This window comes from Adhaeribacter soli (genome assembly GCF_008727925.1).
GTDB lineage: Bacteria > Bacteroidota > Bacteroidia > Cytophagales > Hymenobacteraceae > Adhaeribacter_A > Adhaeribacter_A soli.
Genome location: NZ_VTWT01000009.1, coordinates 38,281 through 57,866, shown reverse-complemented (window position 1 = coordinate 57,866; position 19,586 = coordinate 38,281). Strand labels below are relative to the sequence as shown.

Annotated in this window: 14 protein-coding genes; 7 read left to right on the top strand and 7 right to left on the bottom strand. The window is 46.7% G+C overall.

Going from position 1 to position 19,586, the window contains the following annotated elements; translation table 11 throughout:
- Positions 1-176: 176 nt before the first annotated feature.
- Positions 177-1,262: a bifunctional 3-deoxy-7-phosphoheptulonate synthase/chorismate mutase type II gene (locus tag F0P94_RS15540; RefSeq protein WP_150904833.1), complete on the top strand. Its 1,086-nt coding sequence runs from the start codon at positions 177-179 to the stop codon at positions 1,260-1,262.
- A 421-nt stretch (positions 1,263-1,683) separates the two neighbouring features.
- Here F0P94_RS15540 and F0P94_RS15535 read toward each other — a convergent pair whose 3' ends face one another.
- Entirely contained in the window at positions 1,684-4,362 is a 2,679-nt protein-coding gene (locus tag F0P94_RS15535; protein WP_150904832.1) for a cation-translocating P-type ATPase, read from the bottom strand.
- A gap of 160 nt (positions 4,363-4,522) precedes the next feature.
- On the opposite strand from F0P94_RS15535, the gene F0P94_RS15530 reads away from it, so the two are divergent.
- The 5 genes from F0P94_RS15530 (at position 4,523) to F0P94_RS15510 (ending at position 9,084) form a co-directional block, all read left to right on the top strand.
- Complete coding sequence (locus F0P94_RS15530) at positions 4,523-5,296, top strand: energy transducer TonB (RefSeq protein WP_150904831.1); 774 nt, start codon at positions 4,523-4,525, stop codon at positions 5,294-5,296.
- Positions 5,284-5,868 carry a Crp/Fnr family transcriptional regulator gene (locus tag F0P94_RS15525; RefSeq protein WP_150904830.1) on the top strand — a complete coding sequence of 195 codons (585 nt, stop codon included), beginning with the start codon at positions 5,284-5,286 and terminating at the stop codon, positions 5,866-5,868. The genes F0P94_RS15530 and F0P94_RS15525 overlap by 13 nt, the downstream gene beginning before the upstream one ends.
- Positions 5,869-5,992: 124 nt before the next feature.
- The gene (locus tag F0P94_RS15520; RefSeq protein WP_150904829.1) at positions 5,993-6,556 is read left to right on the top strand and encodes a DinB family protein; all 564 of its coding nucleotides are present in this window, start codon (positions 5,993-5,995) and stop codon (positions 6,554-6,556) included.
- Between the two features lie 225 nt (positions 6,557-6,781).
- Positions 6,782-7,816: a 3-dehydroquinate synthase gene (aroB, locus tag F0P94_RS15515; protein WP_150904828.1), complete on the top strand. Its 1,035-nt coding sequence runs from the start codon at positions 6,782-6,784 to the stop codon at positions 7,814-7,816.
- Positions 7,813-9,084: a 3-phosphoshikimate 1-carboxyvinyltransferase gene (locus F0P94_RS15510; protein WP_150904827.1), complete on the top strand. Its 1,272-nt coding sequence runs from the start codon at positions 7,813-7,815 to the stop codon at positions 9,082-9,084. Before aroB ends, F0P94_RS15510 begins: the two co-directional genes overlap by 4 nt.
- 470 nt (positions 9,085-9,554) lie before the next feature.
- Here F0P94_RS15510 and F0P94_RS15505 read toward each other — a convergent pair whose 3' ends face one another.
- From F0P94_RS15505 to F0P94_RS15490, 4 genes are all read right to left on the bottom strand, one after another.
- Positions 9,555-10,337, bottom strand: a complete 783-nt coding sequence (locus tag F0P94_RS15505; RefSeq protein ID WP_150904826.1) for an ABC transporter substrate-binding protein — start codon at positions 10,335-10,337, stop codon at positions 9,555-9,557.
- Between the two features lie 332 nt (positions 10,338-10,669).
- Positions 10,670-11,740: a M42 family metallopeptidase gene (locus F0P94_RS15500; protein WP_150904825.1), complete on the bottom strand. Its 1,071-nt coding sequence runs from the start codon at positions 11,738-11,740 to the stop codon at positions 10,670-10,672.
- 71 nt (positions 11,741-11,811) lie between these two features.
- Positions 11,812-12,882 (bottom strand): acyltransferase family protein, encoded by a 1,071-nt coding sequence (locus F0P94_RS15495; protein ID WP_150904824.1) that lies wholly within the window; start codon positions 12,880-12,882, stop codon positions 11,812-11,814.
- Between the two features lie 60 nt (positions 12,883-12,942).
- On the bottom strand, positions 12,943-14,502 hold the full coding sequence (locus tag F0P94_RS15490; protein ID WP_150904823.1) for an acyl-CoA carboxylase subunit beta: 1,560 nt from the start codon (positions 14,500-14,502) through the stop codon (positions 12,943-12,945).
- A 239-nt stretch (positions 14,503-14,741) separates the two neighbouring features.
- Here F0P94_RS15490 and F0P94_RS15485 point away from each other — a divergent pair, with 239 nt between their 5' ends.
- Positions 14,742-16,136 (top strand): hypothetical protein, encoded by a 1,395-nt coding sequence (locus F0P94_RS15485; protein ID WP_150904822.1) that lies wholly within the window; start codon positions 14,742-14,744, stop codon positions 16,134-16,136.
- A gap of 103 nt (positions 16,137-16,239) precedes the next feature.
- Here F0P94_RS15485 and F0P94_RS15480 read toward each other — a convergent pair whose 3' ends face one another.
- Together F0P94_RS15480 and F0P94_RS15475 are read right to left on the bottom strand one after the other, a co-directional pair.
- Positions 16,240-18,825: an ATP-dependent Clp protease ATP-binding subunit gene (locus F0P94_RS15480; protein WP_150904821.1), complete on the bottom strand. Its 2,586-nt coding sequence runs from the start codon at positions 18,823-18,825 to the stop codon at positions 16,240-16,242.
- Between the two features lie 119 nt (positions 18,826-18,944).
- Positions 18,945-19,541 (bottom strand): WbqC family protein, encoded by a 597-nt coding sequence (locus F0P94_RS15475; RefSeq protein WP_150904820.1) that lies wholly within the window; start codon positions 19,539-19,541, stop codon positions 18,945-18,947.
- Positions 19,542-19,586 lie beyond the last annotated feature (45 nt).

Genomic DNA, 19,586 nt, shown 5'->3' with positions numbered 1-19,586 from the left:
TGCAAAGTTACGCAAAAAGCAGGTGAATGTGTTCTATTTCCGGGCGACTCTCACCGAAAGTAATAGCAAAAAAGGAAGATATTTTTCGTTATAAAGCTGTAAAAGAAAGCTTTGGGTGAAACGCTACCTTTTGGAGCCCGAAAACCCGCGCAACCTTGCCTTAGTACACGCATTTTATGGAACTGAATCCTGAACAGAATTATTTTTCCCGGCTCCTGAGCCACCACAAACCCCTGCTCATTTCCGGACCCTGCAGCGCCGAATCCGAAGGCCAGGTGCTCGAAACGGCTCTGGCGCTCAAAAATTCCGGCATCGACCTGTTCCGGGCCGGCATCTGGAAACCGCGTTCCAAGCCGGGCACCTTCGAAGGCATTGGCGAAATTGGTTTGCAATGGCTGAACCGGGTGCAAGCGGAAACGGGGTTGCCGGTTTCGGTGGAAGTGGCTACGCCCCAGCACATTGAATTGGCTTTGCGCTACGACATGGATGTGATTTGGATCGGAGCCCGCACAACAGTAAACCCTTTTGTGGTACAGGAACTGGCTGAAGCGTTACGAGGCGTGGATATTCCGGTAATGGTGAAAAACCCGGTAAACCCGGACCTGGCCTTATGGGCCGGCGCGTTGGAACGGTTCTACAACATGGGCATCCGGAGTCTGGCAGCCATTCACCGCGGCTTTTCGGTTTTAGGCGAAAACCGCTACCGCAACGCACCCCTCTGGCAGATTCCGATCGAACTGAAAACACGCTATAAAAACCTGCCTTTAATTGTAGATCCCAGCCACATCGGCGGCCGCCGCGACCTGATTCTGCCCCTTACCCAGCAAGCCCTCGACCTGGATTACGACGGCCTGATGGTAGAAGTGCACCCAAATCCGGCAGTAGCGTTAAGCGATGCCGAGCAACAACTTACCCCGGCGGCTTTCGCCGACATGCTGGCAAGCCTGAAAGTGCGCACTGCTCAAAGCCCGAACCCGGAATTCCTGAATTGTGCCGAAGAATTGCGCGCCAAAATAGACGCCGCCGACCGCGATATTCTTGAAATGCTGGCCCGCCGCATGGCTTTAGTAGAAAAGATCGGCGAATACAAAAGACAGAACAACGTAACTATCCTGCAAATGGACCGCTGGAACGAAATTTTCAAAACCCGTCCGGAATGGGCCGCCAGAATGGGCATTAACCCCGACTTTGTAGAAGAACTGTATAAACTCATTCACCTGGAATCGATCCGGAAGCAAACGGAAATTATGGAGCGGGATTAATCAGAATCAGGATTTTCGGGATTTAAGGATTTTCAGGACTATAGTCTGAATCAGGATCAGAATTTACAGAATTAAAGAATTTTCAGAATTATTGGAAATTGGTTCTCTGGCTACTTACAAAGGGCCAAGAATAGCACGATAAGTAATTAAAAACTAGATAGTATGGACTGTCACTGGTTTTGCAGTGACGAGGCTTTGAGGAGCTCCCCTCCTTTTCAAGGAGGGGCAGGGGTGGTTCTGTCTCAAGTAAAAAATGCCGAATACTTCGGGGCCGAAAACAACAAAGAAGTAACCTTTCAATTAACTTCAGCTTCATAATTTAAGGCAGAGCCCTACTATGAATAACAGTAGCTATTAAAACAGAAAAACTACTAAACCCCAGCAACCTTCCACTTTAATCTAAACCCAATCGATAAAACTTTCAATGCTTTACCAGCTGCTTTTTCCGCCGCCATTTCTCCAATCTGGCTGCCAAAAACGTAACGATGCCCATAGAAAAAGCGATGGCCAGATCCTGGGGAGAAAGTGCCGTTAAACCAAATATATTTCTCAGAACTGGCAGGTAAATAACCAGTAATTGCAGTCCCACCGTAACCAGCGATAGCCAGATGAACAGCGGATTGCTTTTATAGGAAAAAGAGGAATATCCTTCTGCCCGTAAGCCAAAGGCATTTCCAACCTGGGTAAAAGCAATGGTAGCGAAGATCATGGTCTGCCAGGTAGTGTCCGAATGATTCTCCGGATCAAAATACAGGTAACCAATGCCTAAGCTTATCATACCGATGAGTAAGCCAAACCAAAGCACATACGTCAAATCTTTGCCGTACAGGATCGGTTGTTCGGGGTGGCGCGGCGGTTTTTGCATGGTGGTGGCTTCCACCGGTTCCACGCCTAATCCCAAACCCATTAAACCGTCGGTAAGTAAGTTTAGCCAGAGTAACTGCAGTGGCTGCAGGGCAATGTGAATACCTATAAATGGAGCGAGCAACATCACCAGAACTTTGCCTAAATTACCGCCGAGCGAGAACCGGATGAAGCGTACCAGATTGTCGTAAATAACGCGGCCTTCTTCTACGGAAGCTACAATGGTGGCAAAATTATCGTCGAGCAAAACCATGTCCGAAGCTTCTTTGGCTACGTCGGTGCCGGTTATGCCCATGGCTACCCCGATGTTGGCTTTTTTCAGGGCGGGGGCATCGTTCACGCCGTCGCCGGTCATGGATACGATTTCCCCGTTATTCTGCAGCGCGGTAATGATGCGTAATTTATCTTCCGGCGAAACCCGCGCAAAAACCGAAACGTGCTTTACTTTTTCCTGCAGTTCCTCGTCCGAAAGCGGCAATAGCATTTCGCCGGTCAGGGCATCTCCGGTGTCTGGAAAACCGAGGTCGGCAGCAATGGCGGTTGCCGTTAGCGGGTGGTCGCCGGTGATCATAACTGGGCGGATCCCGGCTTCGCGGCATTCTGCAACGGCCGGTTTCACAGCGGCGCGCGGCGGATCGATCATACCCACCATGCCTACAAAGGTCAATTCCTGTTCCAGTTCTGCTTCGGGGTTTCGGGGCAATTCCGGTAGCATTTTATAAGCCAGCCCCAATACTCGCACGCCTTCCCGGGCCAGCAGATTATTGGCTTCCTGCATCCGCTGCAGCCATTCCGGGGTAAGTGGCTCGGTTTCCTCCTGCACCCGGATCTGGTTGCAAATCTTCAGCAAACCGTCTACCGAACCTTTGGTAAAAGCCAGAAAATCGGTGTCGGAAAAAGAGGGCGGGATCGGGGAGGCGGCATTTTCCTGGACCCGGTGCACGGTAGTCATGCGTTTGCGGTCCGAATCGAAAGGATATTCATCTACCCGGGGGAAGGTTTCTTCCAGGTTCTGCAAACCGGCCTGGGCCGCCGCAATTACCAAAGCCCCTTCCGTAGGGTCGCCGAGGGCAGTATATTCGTCGCCCTGTTTTTGCAAGGTGGCATCGTTGCAGGTGGCCGCAATGCTCAGAGCCATTTTGTAATATTTATCCGAAGAAGGGGAGAAATCAGGTTCTCTTAATTCGATGCGTTGTTCGGCCAGTTGCAGTACCACCGCCGTCATTTTGTTTTCGGTGAGGGTACCGGTTTTATCGGAGCAGATCACGGTTACGGAGCCCAGCGTTTCTACAGCCGGCAGTTTGCGGATGAGCGCGTGGCGCTTCAGCATGCGTTGCGACCCGATGGCCAGGGTAATGGTTACTACCGCGGGCAGGCCTTCGGGCACCACGGCTACCGCTAAGCTAACGGCCGTCAGGAACATTTCATCGAGCGGTTCGCCGAGCACAACCCCGATAATGAGCATAAGCGCCGCGGCCGCAACCCCCAGCAAAGCCAGCATTTCCCCCAGTTTGTCGAGCCGTTTCTGCAACGGGGTTTCCAGGTTCTTTACTTCCTGCAGCAGGGTGGCAATTTTGCCGAGTTCGGTGTTCATGCCCGTACCCGTTACAATGCCGGTGCCGCGGCCATAGGTTACGTTCGTGCCGAAATACGCCATGTTCACGCGGTCGCCAATAGGCAGGTCGGCTTTGTCGAGCGGTTCGGTGCTTTTTTCTACGGCTTCCGCTTCTCCGGTTAGGGCGGCTTCCATTAACCGGAGATTGGCGGCTTCCAGCAGCCGGATATCGGCCGGAACAATGTTGCCGGTTTCAAGCAGCAGAATATCGCCGGGCACCAGTTTGGTAGCTGAAATATCCTGGACTTGGTTTTCTCGCCGCACCCTTACGGTAGGAACCGCCATTCTTTTGAGCGCGGCCATGGCTTTTTCAGCCCGGAACTCCTGAACAAAACCCAGTACCGCAAACAGTACCACAATGGCCAGAATAGCAATGGTTTCTACCTCTTTGCCTAAAAAGCCGGAAATAATTGCCGCCACCAGCAGGATTAGTACCATGGTTTCTGTGAACTGTTCCCAGAGCATTTTCAAGGGACTTTTACCTTTTTTCTCCTGCAGTTCGTTTGGTCCGTACTTTTCCAGCCGCGCTTCAACTTCCGCTTCCGACAGCCCGGCCGGGGAGGTGGCAAGTTCCTTTAAAGTTTCTTCGGGGGTTAAATTATGCCAGTTTTGCGTTTCCATTCAGTAATTTGCTACCGCCTGATTTGTGTTCCAGAAGGCTACGGTTTTCGGGCGAAAAGGTATAGCGGAATAAACAGTCGGGCTTTACATAGCAACCGCGAAGAGTTGTGTTAGTTTCGGGTTTTTTGCTTAATTTGGGTAGCGTTTAAAGTGGTGATTGATGGCAAACCATTCCGAAAATTTTCTAAAGCCCAGCCTTTCCTTCAATTGTCCGAAGGATTGGAATAAAATGTCGCCGTGTGCGCAAGGGAGGTTTTGTGGCAGCTGTCAGAAAACAGTAGTAGATTTTACCCAAAAAACGGATGCTGAAATTCGGGAAATATTGGCAAAGCAGGAGGGGAAAGTTTGCGGCAGGTTTTATGAATATCAGTTGGAGCAGCCGGTGCAGAACAGATTTTCATTCAGGCGGGTTTTTAGTTCGGTATTTGTGCTGTTAGGGTTAAGCTTTTTGAGCAAAGAGGCTGATGCCCAGACAAACAAATCGATAACTAGCAAGCCACCTAATAATTCCTGCAAATCCAATCAGCCGCCTGCATTATTAGGTTTTGTAACACCAGTTATTAAAAAATCATCTGAAAATAATTTTAATTCGGAAAAGGTTTATGATTTTGTGGAAACAATGCCTGAATTTAAAGAAGGTGGCGCTACAGGTTTGAAAATTTTTTTTGACCAGAAAATTAATTACTCTCAAATTCTTCTTACTTATCAAGGTACTGTAATTATTCAATTTATTGTAGATGAGAATGGAAAAGTAAAAGAACCAGTAATTTTAAAAGGATTAAATACCTATGCTGATAAAGAAGCTCTGAGATTAGCTAATTTATTAAAGTTTAATCCCGGGATTCAAAATGGGAAAAGAGTAAAAGTAAGATATATCTTACCAATCCAATTTAGTAGAAAAACCTCCAATCCATCTTATTTTTGGAACCCTTAATCAATTTCCTCTCCAACCTCGCCCCATTCACCGCTTCCGAACTGGAACAAATTACCAGCGTCTGGAACCGGCGGCAAACCTTTAACCGGGGCGAATTCATGGTACGGGCCGGCGAAGTGGAAACCCAGGTACATTTTGTACTGGAAGGCACCCAAACCATTCATTACCTCGACAAAGGCAAGGAAATTTGTGTAGGTTTTGGTTATCCCGGTACCATTTTAATTGCCTATCCTTCCTTTATTACCGGCAAGCCATCGGAGTTTTACGTGCAGGCCATCAAGAAAACCGAGCTCCTTTCCCTGAATTATTCCGACTGGAAAAACCTGCTGGAAACGCTGCCGAAATTCAAAGATGTGTGGTACCAGCTTACGCAAGCCGCGCTTTTGGGCATGATGGAGCGGGAAGTAGAATTGCATCTTGCTTCGAACCAGGAACGCTACGAACGGTTATTAAAACGTAGTCCGAAGTTATTGCAATTAATACCCCAACGGTACGTGGCCTCTTACCTGAAAATGGAGCCCGAAACGCTGAGCCGCCTGAAAGCCACTTCCGTAGCTAAATTAGAGAAGTAGTTTTCCCGTTTACCGGAATGTACTGCCATCGGCTGCAGCTGTCGGATTATTTTGCAAAAATCTTGATTCCCGTCAAGGTTTTGCGGCCACGGGCTGCTGTACCTTTGTTAAAAAAAGAAGCGTTATGAATCCAACTTTAGAGCAATTAACCCGGGAAGTACAAAGCCTTGTGCAGTTTGTAAAAGACGAAGTAAAAAAGCTGCCCGCCGAAAAACTGAACCAGCGTCCGGCCAACGGCGGCTGGAGTTTACTGGAATGTCTGGAGCACCTGAACCGCTATTCCGCTTACTACAATCCTGCCCTTGCAAAAGCCATTGCCAACAACTTAACGGTAAATCCTGCTCCGGAAATTACGCTTACCTGGCTCGGGAAAAAGTCGGTAGAAATGATCTCTCCGAAGAATACCCAAAAGCAGAAAACCCTGAAGAAAATGAATCCGCAAGGTTCGGTTTTACAAACTTTGGTAGTGGATGAGTTTCTGAAAAACCAGCAGGAGTTATTAACGCTATTAAAGAACGCTGCAAAAGTCAATTTAGCTAAAAGAGCCGTTCCGGTGGAGTTCTTCCGCCTACTGAAAATGAATATCGGGGAAACGCTGCTGTTCATGGTCCTGCACCAGCAACGGCATTTTATGCAGCTGCAGCGCATATTTGCGGAAGTAAATTCTGGTAGGAGAGCGGCGGCTTAAATCCGTTGACTGAAGTCAACGGCAATAGATAAAAATTGATTTGGAGTAGGAGTTGTTTTTACATTGGCAATTCTAAACTTAAGCTGCTTATCTACCTGTACTACTATAAACTATCCATTGCCGTTGACTTCAGTCAACGGAATTCTGGCAGAAAGTTAACTACATTGAAAAGGTGGAGAGCTGCCCATAAACCCTGATTCTGACAATTTTCGTAATTTCGGCCTTATGGAAAACATTTTCTTCAGTCCGGAAGCTTTACCTGAACTTCAGGAATTTTTACGGAGCAGAGCTTTCAGCCAAATATTAATTCTGGTAGATGAAAATACCCGGCGCGATTGCTATCCGATTCTAAAAAAGGCTTTACCGGAGCACCATTTGCTGCAAATTCCTTCCGGCGAAGCAAATAAAACCTTAGGTACTTCCGAAACCATCTGGCAATTCCTGACCGAAAAGGCTTTCGACCGTTGGGGCGTAGTAGTAAATTTGGGAGGGGGCGTAATCGGAGATATGGGCGGTTTTTGTGCGGCCCTTTATAAACGAGGAATTACGTTTGTGAATGTGCCCACTACGTTACTGGCGATGGTAGATGCGAGCGTAGGCGGCAAAACCGGGATCGATTTTCTGGGTTTCAAGAACCAGTTAGGCGTTTTTCAGGAACCTAGGGCTGTTTTCATTCATTCGTTATTTTTGGAAACGCTACCGGCACGACAAATAAAATCGGGGTACGCGGAAGTAATTAAACATTGGCTCATTGCCGATGCCGCGGCTTTTGAAACCCAGCGCCTGGTCGGTTTTTTGGCTGCCGACTGGCAGAAACTGATTCCGGAATCGGTAGAAGTAAAAAGCAAAATAGTAAAAGCTGATCCGCTGGAAAAAGGAGTGCGCAAAATTTTGAATTTCGGGCATACGGTAGGCCACGCGGTGGAAAGTTATTTTCTAACGCAACTGGGGCGGGAGCTCCTGCACGGTGAAGCCATTGCAGTGGGTCTGGTTTGCGAAAGTTATTTGTCCGAGCAAAAAGGTTTGCTGAGCCAAGCCGAACTAAGCCGGATTGAAACGTTTATGGCTATGGTTTATGAGAAGGTGAAGCTTAAGCCAGAAGATATTGCTGGTATTTTGCCGTACCTGCAGCAAGACAAGAAAAACCGGAATGCGGTTATCAATTGCGTGTTGCTGGAAGGCATCGGCAAGGCCGTTTACGACCAGCCCGTTACGGTAGCGGAAGTGGAGCGTTCGCTGCAATATTACCAGATCGTATGAGCGCAAACGGTATCAAACTTTATCACCCGACCGGCATTTTGCGCGGCAAGGTACAGCTTCCGGCCTCCAAAAGTGAAAGCAACCGCGCCCTTTTAATTCAGGCATTAAGCCAGAAAAAAATCACGCTGCATAACCTTTCCGATGCCAACGATACCGTTTTGCTGCAACGCCTGCTACATGCTCCGGAAAAGAAAATTAATGCCGAAGATGCCGGTACGGTAATGCGTTTTCTTACGGCCTATTTCAGTCTGACAAACCAATCCAAAATTTTAACCGGAACCGAACGCATGTGCCAGCGGCCAATTGGTATTCTGGTGGAAGCCTTGCGGGAGTTAGGTGCTGAAATTAATTACCTGGATAAAGAAGGCTTCCCACCGTTGGAAATTCTAAGCTTCAAGCCAAGGTTTTCCGGTAAGGCAAAGGTAAAACTTCTCGGCGATGTGAGTAGCCAGTATATTTCGGCCTTGCTGCTTTGCGCTCCGGCGCTTCCCGCCGGGTTAGAATTGGAGCTGGAAGGAAAAATTGCTTCCCGGCCTTACATCGAAATGACTCTGGCTTTGATGCGGGAGTTTGGTGTGAAAGCTGCTTTTGCCGGAAAGCGCATCGAAGTGGAGAAGCAGAATTATGCAGGTGGCGCATTTGCAGTGGAAGCAGACTGGTCGGCGGCGAGTTACTGGTACAGCATTGCGGCCTTTGCCAAAGAGGCTGAAATTTTGCTCTTAGGCTTAAAGGGAAATTCCCTGCAAGGTGATAGCAGAGTAGCAGAATTAATGAAAAGGTTCGGCGTAAAAACCACCTTTCTGCCGGAAGGCGCGCTGCTTACGAAAACTGCTGAACCGGAAGAAAAAACGGCTATAGATTTTTCCGATATTCCGGATCTGGCGCAAACCTTTGCCGTGCTGGCAGCCACTAAAAACGTGGAACTTGAAATGACCGGCCTGGAGAGTTTGCGGATTAAGGAAACTGACCGTATTGCGGCTTTGCAAACGGAACTTACAAAATTCGGCGTGGCTTTAACGGAAATCAAGCCCGGTGCTTTTTTAGTGAAAAACGCTAGCAATTTTAAGGGTGAAGGGTTCGAATCCCATCCTCTTTCAAATTCAAAAAATCAGATCAAAACTTATCACGATCACCGGATGGCAATGGCTTTTGCGCCGCTGGCTTTGCTTCAGGAAATTGAAATTGAAGATCCGGAAGTAGTGCGAAAATCTTATCCGAAGTTTTGGAAGGAACTTAGGAAGGTTGGATTTGTGATAGCGGAAGTTTAGCTGGAAGAAAGTTTTCTTTGGAGATAGGGCTATTTCATTTCAAGAAATACTGGTTCAAGTTTGAGCGAAGCGGGAACTTGGACCTATCAATAATCTGAAGTTTATAACTTCAGTGAGGGGGTAGCCTCAAATGGTACTGTCTCTGCAAGGAGCAACCGGTAATTAACACCTCTCTGTGAGCTATGCTCGCAAGCTCAAAACTCCCGTTGGGGCTTGTCCTCAAGGGGAGAGTTTTGGGAGTGAAACGACTCTACCCTCAAGAGGTGTTTCATTCTGTATATTTTAATTCTGACGGGATACTATTTAGTTCAAATTATTTTCGGAAGCCATTTCTGAGGCTGTTGCCTCACTGAAGTTGAAAACTTCAGATCATTTGTAGGTCCAAGTTCCCGCTTCGCTTAAACTTGAACCAGCACTTAAGAATGATATGGCCTTGCATTTAAGAGAGACAAAGACCTGCAAAGCTTTATTCAGATTTCGGAAAGTAATTTCTGAAGATACGCGGGAGCTTGCAATAAGCGGCTGCCGTACCAGCTGAACATTTCCCCGTCCGCGATCATGATCTTTGCTTCAGGCAGCATTTCCTGAAATTCCTGCAGGTGTTTTTCTTTGAAAGGGTAGGGTTCGGAAGAAAGCAAAATTACTTCCGGTTTACTTTTTTGCAGCATTTCGATACTGATTTCCGGATACCGCGTTTCGTTTTCAAACACATTCCGGAAACCGCAACGCTGAAGCATATCATCGATAAAGGTGTTGTTGCCAACGACCATATACGGATTTTTCCAGATGAAATAGGCTGCAGTAAGCTCCGATTCAGGCTTCAACAGACTGGCAAATCTGGCTGCAATTTTCCCGACAATTTCTAAAGCATTTTGAGCCATTCCGGTGAGTTCACCCACTTTCCGGATCATATCCAGCGCATCTTCCAGGGTGAAAATATCGCTCATCCAGACCGGGTACTTTTGAGCCAGTTTTTCTATGCCTTCCTGGTAGTTTTCTTCTTTGTTGCCAATGATTAGATCAGGCTGCAGCGCATCGATTGCTTCGAAGTTGAAATTCTTGGTGCCGCCGATCTTCGTTTTGGTTTTTACTTTTTCGGCCGGATGAATGCAGAATTTGGTAATGCCCACCACTTCCTCTTCCAGCCCCAGATCAAAAAGCAGTTCCGTTTGCGAAGGCACGAGCGAAACGATCCGTCTGGGTTTTTCCGGTAAAAAGATACTGTTTTGAAGCTGGTCTGTGAAGTGAGGCACTAGGTTTTGATTTACGATTTTGGATTTACGATCTACGATTTTCCGGTATGGAGTTTTGTTGGTAAAACTATACCATGTAAAACGAACAGTGATGCTCTGGTTTGTGCCTCACAGACCAAGGGAAAGACTATGCTACAAATTTAGACGAATGTTTCTTTCCCAATGCTTGTCATCTCGAACGGAGTGAGAGATCTCATCAAGTTGGTATTACCTTTTATTCTGGCTTCACTACTTTATTCAGGGGATCTCTCCTGACGTCGAGATGACGGTTGAAAGCCAAGAGAATGCAATAAAAAAAGCCCTCCCCTGAATTAGGGGAGGGTTGGGTGGGGTTACTTCAGATACCGGAAATCGTGGCCGGCTTCCAGCTGAATCACGAACTCGTACATCAGCTTAATTACGTTTTGCACGTCTTCTTTATGCACCGTTTCTACGGTAGTATGCATGTACTTCAGCGGAAGGGAAATTAAAGCGGAAGCAACACCTTCAGAAGAATAAGCGAAAGCATCGGTATCGGTGCCGGTGGCGCGGGTAGCGGCAGCTCTTTGGAACGGGATTTCCTTTTTCTGAGCCGTATCAATGATCATTTGCAGCAGGTTGTTTTGCACGGCCGGGCCGTAGGTTAAAACAGGGCCTTTGCCGCAATGCTGGTCGCCGTTGGTCTTTTTCTCGTACATAGGGCTTTGCGTGTCGTGGCAAACGTCGGTAATGATGGCTACGTCCGGCTTAATGCGGTGGGCGATCATTTCCGCGCCGCGCAAACCGATTTCTTCCTGAACAGCGTTCACGATGTAAAGACCGAAGGGTAGTTTTTTCTTGTTTTCATGTAGCATTCTGGCAACTTCGGCAATCATGAAACCACCGATGCGGTTGTCCAGGGCGCGGCCCACGTAATACTTATCGTTCATCACCATCATTTCGTCGGTGAAAGTAACTACCGTGCCCACATGGATGCCCATTTCTTCTACTTCGGCTTTGGAGCTGGCACCGCAATCGATGAAGATGTTTTCAATGGTAGGGGCTTTGTCGTTTTCCACTTTGCGCACGTGAATGGCGGGCCAGCCGAAAACGCCTTTTACCAAACCTTTGCGCGTGTGGAAGTTTACGCGCATGCTTGGGGCGATCAGGGCATCGGAACCGCCGTTGCGGCGCACGTAAATGTAGCCCTGGTCGGTAATGTAATTCACAAACCACGAAATCTCGTCGGCGTGCGCTTCTATTACCACTTTGTATTCTGCTTCCGGGTTAATTACCCCAACCACGGTGCCGTAGGTGTCTACAAAATATTCGTCGATGTATGGTTTAAGGTATTCGAGCCACAGTTTCTGACCTTCCGCTTCGAAACCGGTAGGAGAGGCGTTATTTAAATATTTCTCTAAAAATTCGAAAGATTCTTTTCTCATATCAATTGGGGTGAATGGGGCTTGAATTTAGGAAGAACAAAGGTTATAAAAAAGAAAATTCAATCCGTTTTTTAGACGGAAGTGGCTGCCGGTAACTTTGCCGAGAGCGCTTTGCCAGCATTTATCATTGGGGTTTCGAAATAACGGAAAACCAGAAAACTGACTGCAAAAGCCCCAATAAAGGCCAGGAGCAGAAGGCAGACAGGAGATACGCCAAGTTTAAGAATTTTGTTTGCCCCAAATACTATGGTATAAACAATAGGGTGAAGCAGGTATAAACTGTACGAAATTTCGCCGGTAAATGCCAAAGGCTTGTGCAGGAAATACGGTAGCTGGTAATTGGCCAGGTAAACGGTTGCACAAATGGTAAACGATAGAGCCAGGAAAATTATTCTGTTCCAGCCCGATACGAGCACAATGCGGTCGCCGGCTGCCGGGTAAAAAATGAATAAAAGGAGGGCGGCAGCAATAACGATTGTCGCTATTACCGCATTTGGTTTTCCGAAGTTTCCGTTTACCGTGAAGCTACCCAGCACCAGGCCGCCAACAAATAAAATTAGTTGATTCAGTGGATTTACATAATCGGGCCATTGCGGCCCCAGCGGTTCGTTTGCCCGGAGAACAAAGAAGGCAAAATAAACACAGATAGCCATTAGAAATCCCGAGATCAGCAGGAATAAGAGCCGGTTATACCGGGCCAGCAGCAGCAGGAATGGGAAAAAAGCATAAAAAACCAATTCGTTCCCAATAGACCATACACCCGTTCCTAATCCTTTCGATGGCTCCAGAAACCCAAAAAGCCCGGTCAAACTCAGGAAAAGCAAACGCGGATCGAACAGTTTCGGATTAAGCAGCAAGGTTAAACCTACCGTGAGCCATAGCAAAGGAAAGATCCGGAAGGTGCGTTTTATGGCAAAGGTGGTAAGCGAGCGCCAGGTTGGTTTCAGATTTTCGTAATAGATCAGGAAAAGGGTAAGACCGCTGAGTACGTAAAAAACCGACACCCCGTACAAGCCGATCCGTCCCGGAAAATCTTCCGCCGAATAGCTGCCGAGGGTCCAGGAGGTGAAATGGAAGAACATGATGCCGAACGCGGTTAATCCCCGCAGGTAGTCAAGTGAATAGATCCGGGATGGTGCCATAAAAAAAGGAGGCTTCAGAAGTAACCTTCCGAAGCCTTTTATAACTTTATTGAAAAGAAATTACAACGGAATGTTCCCGTGCTTTTTACGCGGCAGTTTGTCTACTTTGTTTTCCAGCATCTTGAAGGCCTTGATCAGTTTGGTGCGGGTTTCGGAAGGCATGATTACCTCATCGATGAAGCCGCGGTGCGCTGCCCGGTAAGGCGTGGCAAATTTCTCCTGGTACTCAGCCACTTTTTCGGCCAGCTTCGCTTCCGGATCGGCAGCAGCGGCAATTTCGCGTTTGAAAATAATTTCGGCTGCACCTTTAGCGCCCATTACTGCAATTTCGGCTGAAGGCCAGGCGTAGTTCATGTCCGCGCCGATGTGCTTGGAGTTCATTACGTCGTAAGCGCCGCCGTAGGCTTTGCGGGTAATTACGGTAATGCGTGGAACGGTAGCTTCGGAGAAGGCATACAGCAGTTTTGCGCCGTTCGTAATAATGCCGCGCCATTCCTGGTCGGTGCCCGGCAGGAAGCCTGGTACGTCCTCTAAAACTAAAAGCGGAATGTTGAAGCAATCGCAGAAACGGACGAAGCGGGCAGCTTTAGTGCTGGCGTTGATGTCCAGAACGCCGGCCAGAACGGCTGGCTGGTTACCCACAATGCCAATGCTGCGGCCGGCAAGTCTTGCAAAACCAACTACAATGTTCTCGCCAAAATTTTTGTGCACTTCCATGAACGAATCCGCATCGATAATGCCTTCAATTACTTCGCGCATGTCGTACGGCTGGTTCGCGTTTTCCGGGATGATGTTGTCAAGCGCCGGACGGCTTTCGTCTTCCTGGGCTTCGTAAGGCAGCATCGGCGCGGTATCTTCGCAGTTCTGCGGCATGTAGCTCAGCAAAGCTTTGATGTTGTTGATGCACTCTACTTCGTTGGCACAGGAGAAATGCGTTACGCCGCTTTTCGCGCTGTGCGTGCTCGCGCCGCCAAGTTCTTCGGAAGTTACGTTTTCGTGGGTTACGGTTTTTACTACGTTTGGTCCCGTTACGAACATGTACGACGTATTCTCAACCATCAGAATAAAGTCGGTAATGGCCGGGGAATAAACCGCACCACCCGCGCAAGGACCCATAATAGCCGAAAGTTGCGGAATAACGCCGGAAGCTAAGGTGTTCTTATAGAAAATATCGGCATAACCGCCCAGTGAAACTACGCCTTCCTGGATACGGGCTCCGCCGGAGTCGTTCAGACCAATTACTGGTGCACCGTTTTTCATCGCCAGGTCCATGATCTTCACGATCTTTTCCGCGTGGGTTTCAGAAAGCGAACCGCCGAAAACGGTGAAATCCTGTGAGAAAACGTATACCAAACGGCCGTTTACGGTACCGTAGCCGGTTACCACGCCATCGCCTAAATAGTATTCCTTATCGAGGCCGAAATCTTTGGAGCGGTGCATTACAAACTTGCCGATCTCTTCGAAAGAGTTTTCGTCCATCAGCAGGTTAATGCGTTCGCGGGCCGTTAGTTTGCCTTTTTTGTGCTGAGCAGCAATACGGTCTTCGCCGCCGCCCAAGAGGGCTTCGGCATTCTTTTTCTCTAAAATTTCTACTTTGGATCCGGTAACGGTATGTGGCATGGTAAAATCTGATTGCTTAATTCGACCTCAAATTTATTAAAGTCCGGCGGCAATACTATTTTTTAAGGCTGTTTTTTCAGGGGCAGGGGTTTTTAGGGGGAATTGGGTAGCGTTTTGGGAAATTATTGAGCTTCTGTTATCATTAGAAAGCTTCGCTAACCCTTCACAAAACTGAAAATAAGCTGCCCAGGATAAAGATTATTATAACTTTAGACGAAAATAGATAAGGTTGATCTTGTATGAGTAATTACCATTGTTTAGATATTGAATTTTTAAATATTGATTTTAATCTATACTCTATAAAAAGAGGGACTGAAGTTAGTAAGGTTCACCACGCTCATTTGTACACAAAGAAAAATAAAATTGAACTTAGAATTTTCTTTGATGACAAGACCTATTTCGGCGAAAAGTTGATGGATTGGGCAAGCAAAGTTGATTGGAAAAAATTCGGTTCATTCTTAAAAGTAGAAGTGACGAAAAACTACAAAAACGAACGCTTACAAAGAGTTGATTTATCGGAAGCAAAACTACTTAGTTGTACAGATAGTTCTGGGTATTACGAAGACAGAAAAAGATACATTAAAATAAAAATTGACACTGTAAAGTTTTATTGGGATCCTGTTGAAGGCGAAAACCATACAGCCGAATTTTACTTTGCTGACAAAGGTTTTAGAGTTGTTGAGCCTTTTTATTCATTTTTGTCTCCAACATCCTTTTTAAGGAATGATGGCAAATTTGACATTGGAAGAATGAAAAGCTCTACTATGTTTTACAAACTAGGAAAGTCATCTTTTCGTCCAGAATTTAATTTTGTTGCAAAAGACAATCGCAAAGAAAGAGTTGCCACAGTTACGAAAGAGCCCAAAATTCAATTCAAATACAAAAAAGGAATTACAGAAAAAGAAGCTGTTTTTTATGGTGATGTAGTTTTAAAGTTGGCTTCATTTTATCACCACATTAAGATTGATTACATTCTTAGCAGAATACATTTGCCCGAAAATACAATTACGATAAAAAACATTGAGCAGAAAAATTTCCTTGACACGAGCGGAAATCTTTGGGGTTTTGAAATCTATTGGAATTTCAATAAGTTCCTGCAAGCAAGTTGGCAAAAAGAGACTGTAAAAAATTTTGCGATACTTTCAAAGGCAATTGCTTTGTTTAATCAATCGCTTTTAGTTGATAGTTATTCTACGTTTTTAATTCGCTACAACATCATTGAAACTTGTGACAAACAAAAACAAGACAACGTAAGATTTACGTCTGCCCTCGATAAGAAACAAACAAAAGCAAAACAAAATGAAGCACTGGAAAAACTATTGGAAACAATAGACAAGAAAGAACACGAAGATTTTAAAAAGCGTTGGCACAGCGTACAAACATTTTTACAAAATAAACCAATGAAGAATCAATTGGTTTCGTTTTTGGAAAGCCAAAACTTAGATACCAAAACGTTTCCTGTAAAAATTGACGATTTGAAAAAGCTTCGGAACAACATTACGCATGGTAGCATTGACCAAATAAACCCCGAACAACTTAGACAAGCAAATATCTTATTGTATCGAATTAGCGGAATACTTATTTTAAACTTAATGGGAATAAAAGAATGGAAACTAAATATAAAAATCCATTAGACGAGAACTCCTTACAAAACCTGACTTTTCCAACCCAAAACCCTACCATTTAAAACAAAAAAAGCTGCCAAATAGGCAGCTTTTTTATTATTCATAACTCAGATTATTCCGAAGCCTTCGGATCTGTTCCGGTTGTTTCCGGCAGTTCGTCTGAGGCGCTCTTTGGAGCAGGCTTGTCCGATTTTTTCGAAGAGAAGGTCAGTTGTTCTTTTCCTTCTTCGTAGTCGGCTACAATAATGTCGCCTTGCGCCATTTCCGCTTTCAGGATCTCTTCGGCAATCGGATCTTCGATGTACTTCTGGATCGCGCGGTTCAGCGGACGGGCGCCGTATTTCGGATCGTATCCTTTTTCGGCCACAAAGTCTTTTGCTTTATCGGTAAGCTCAATGTGGTAACCCAGAGTTTCGATGCGTTTGTACAGCTTGCTGAGCGAAATATCGATGATCTTGAAGATATCTTCTTTGGCCAGCGAGTTGAACACGATCACGTCGTCCAGACGGTTCAGGAATTCCGGCGAGAAGGTTTTCTTCAGGGAATTCTGAATGGTAGACTTCATGATCTCATCCATGTTGTCCTGTTTGGCTTTGCTTGCGAAACCGATACCGGCTCCAAAGTCCTGCAGGTCGCGGGCGCCAATGTTGGATGTCATGATGATGATGGTGTTCCGGAAGTCAACCTTGCGGCCTAAACCGTCGGTCAGGATACCATCGTCCAGCACTTGCAACAGCAGGTTGTAAACATCCGGGTGCGCTTTCTCGATCTCATCCAGCAATACCACAGAATACGGCTTGCGGCGGATCTTCTCGGTAAGCTGACCACCTTCTTCGTAACCCACGTAGCCCGGAGGCGCTCCCACCAAGCGGCTTACGCTGAATTTCTCCATGTACTCACTCATATCGATCCGAACCAGAGAATCTTCTTTGTCGAACAGATACGTGGCAAGCACTTTGGCTAACTCGGTTTTACCAACCCCGGTAGGGCCTAAGAATACGAACGAACCAATTGGTTTTTTTGGATCTTTCAGACCAACGCGGGTACGCTGAATGGCTTTTACCAATTGCGAAATGGCACGATCCTGACCGATCACTTTGCCTTTCAGCTCTTCGCCCATGTTGAGCAGCTTCTGGCTTTCGTTCTGGGCCACGCGGCGTACCGGAATTCCCGTCATCATGGCAATTACTTCGGCCACGTTTTCTTCCTTCACGGAATAGCGTTTTTTCTTGGTTTCTTCTTCCCAGTTCGCTTTGGCTTTATCCAGCTGGTCGATCAGTTTTTTCTCTTTATCGCGCAACTGGGCAGCTTCTTCGTATTTCTGAGATTTCACCACCTGGTTTTTCTCTACCTTAATGTTCTCGATAGATTCTTCCAGTTTCAGGATATCGTCCGGCACCACAATGTTGTTGATGTGTACGCGGGCACCAGCCTCATCCAGAATATCGATTGCTTTATCCGGTAAGAAACGGTCGCTCATGTAACGGTCAGACAGCTTCACGCAAGCCTCGATCGCCTTGTCGGTGTAGGTTACGTGGTGGTGATCCTGGTATTTATCTTTAATGTTGTGCAGGATCTCGATGGTTTCTTCCGGCGTAGTCGGGTCTACCATTACGATCTGGAAACGACGGGCCAACGCACCATCTTTCTCGATGTACTGACGGTATTCGTCCAAAGTGGTAGCACCAATGCATTGAATTTCGCCACGGGCCAAAGCCGGTTTGAACATGTTGGAAGCATCCAAAGAACCGGAAGCGCCACCGGCACCTACAATGGTATGAAGCTCATCGATGAACAGAATTACGTCCGGCGATTTTTCCAGCTCGTTCATTACGGCTTTCATCCGCTCTTCGAACTGACCACGGTATTTGGTACCGGCTACCAGAGAAGCAAGGTCCAGCGTAACTACGCGTTTGTTGAACAGCACGCGCGAAACTTTCTTCTGAATGATTCTTAAGGCCAGACCTTCGGCAATGGCGGTTTTACCAACGCCCGGTTCACCGATCAGGATCGGGTTATTTTTCTTACGACGGCTCAGTACCTGGGCCACCCGCTCAATTTCTTTTTCACGGCCAACGATCGGGTCCAGTTTGTCTTCTTCGGCCAGTTTGGTTAAGTCGCGGCCGAAATTATCGAGAACCGGAGTTCTGGATTTTTCGCCCGGCTTTTTAGAAGCGGCGCTGCCCGAACGGGAAGAGCTGCTGCTGCCGAATAACTTGTCGTCGTCGTTGTCGTCCGTATCAGAAGAAGCAATCGGGTTGTTCTGCTGATAGTCTAAGGAATCTCTGATAGCTTCGTAGTTCACGTTGAATTTGGCTAGAGTTTGTGATGAAATATTGTCTTCATCCCGGAGGATTGAAAGGAGCAAATGTTCGGTCCCGATAATATCGCTTTTGAAGATCTTGGCCTCCAGGTACGTTATTTTCAGTACTTTTTCGGTTTGCTTGGTTAGCGGAATACTCCCGGTAATGTTAGTATTCGGCGAAGCGGTATTGCGGGTTGCCTGTTCGATGGAATATTTTAATTCTTCGATGGAAACGCCGAGTTTTTTGAGCAAAGCAATGGCCGTACCTTCCCCTTCGCGGATCATGCCCAGGAGCAGGTGTTCGGTGCCGATGTAATCATGACCCAGCCGGATCGCTTCTTCGCGGCTGAGGGAGATCACTTCCTTCACTCGGTTTGAGAATTTAGCTTCCATGTATTGTATTTAGTAAAGTAATCTGGTTTTTAAGTAGCGTTAACCCTGGTTCCGGTTTTCGCCTGTTAGTATTAACACCCTTTCGGCTTTTATTGTTCAAGTCTGGAAATCAGAGGCTTCTACAAGTAGTGTACCGCTTCCGGGCCCTGGTTGAACAGCAGGTCGAGTATACTCAGGTCCGGTACAAATTGTTTGCCAAATACCTGATTGTACGGTTTTATTGCCAGGCTGTCAGTTTTCTTCTTCGGATGGATCGTTGACCGGAGATCCAGCACCTCTGACCCGTATTTTTCATCATAACGGTTAGTAAAACGCAGGGGTTTTGAAAATTTCAAAAATTTAATATATAGCTTTAAAAATTCCAAGTTCAACTCGAACAAAAATTGGGGCCTGCGGTTGTAAATGGCTTCGAAATAATCGGCGTAGAACTCGAAATAAGGCGCATTTCCGTAGGCCGACCGGATGGTGCGCCAGTGCATGTTTACCCACTTTTGTTCGTAATCTATTTCCAGTTCGGTAATAAGCGTTTTGCTGTTGCCGCCTTTTACCGGAACGGTTAAAGCCAGAGGCCCCTGCGAGGTTAAAATGTGGCAGCGGTTGCGGTAACTTTGTTTAATATAGTTTTCGCGCGCTTCAATTAAAACTTCGTCGGCTTTAAAGGCTTGCTGAAAAAACTGGATGCTGGGGTGGTAATGCAATTCGGATAGTAAAATCATAAGCGGGTCGGGGAACTTCCGGATTGCGATATTACTTATTTTACG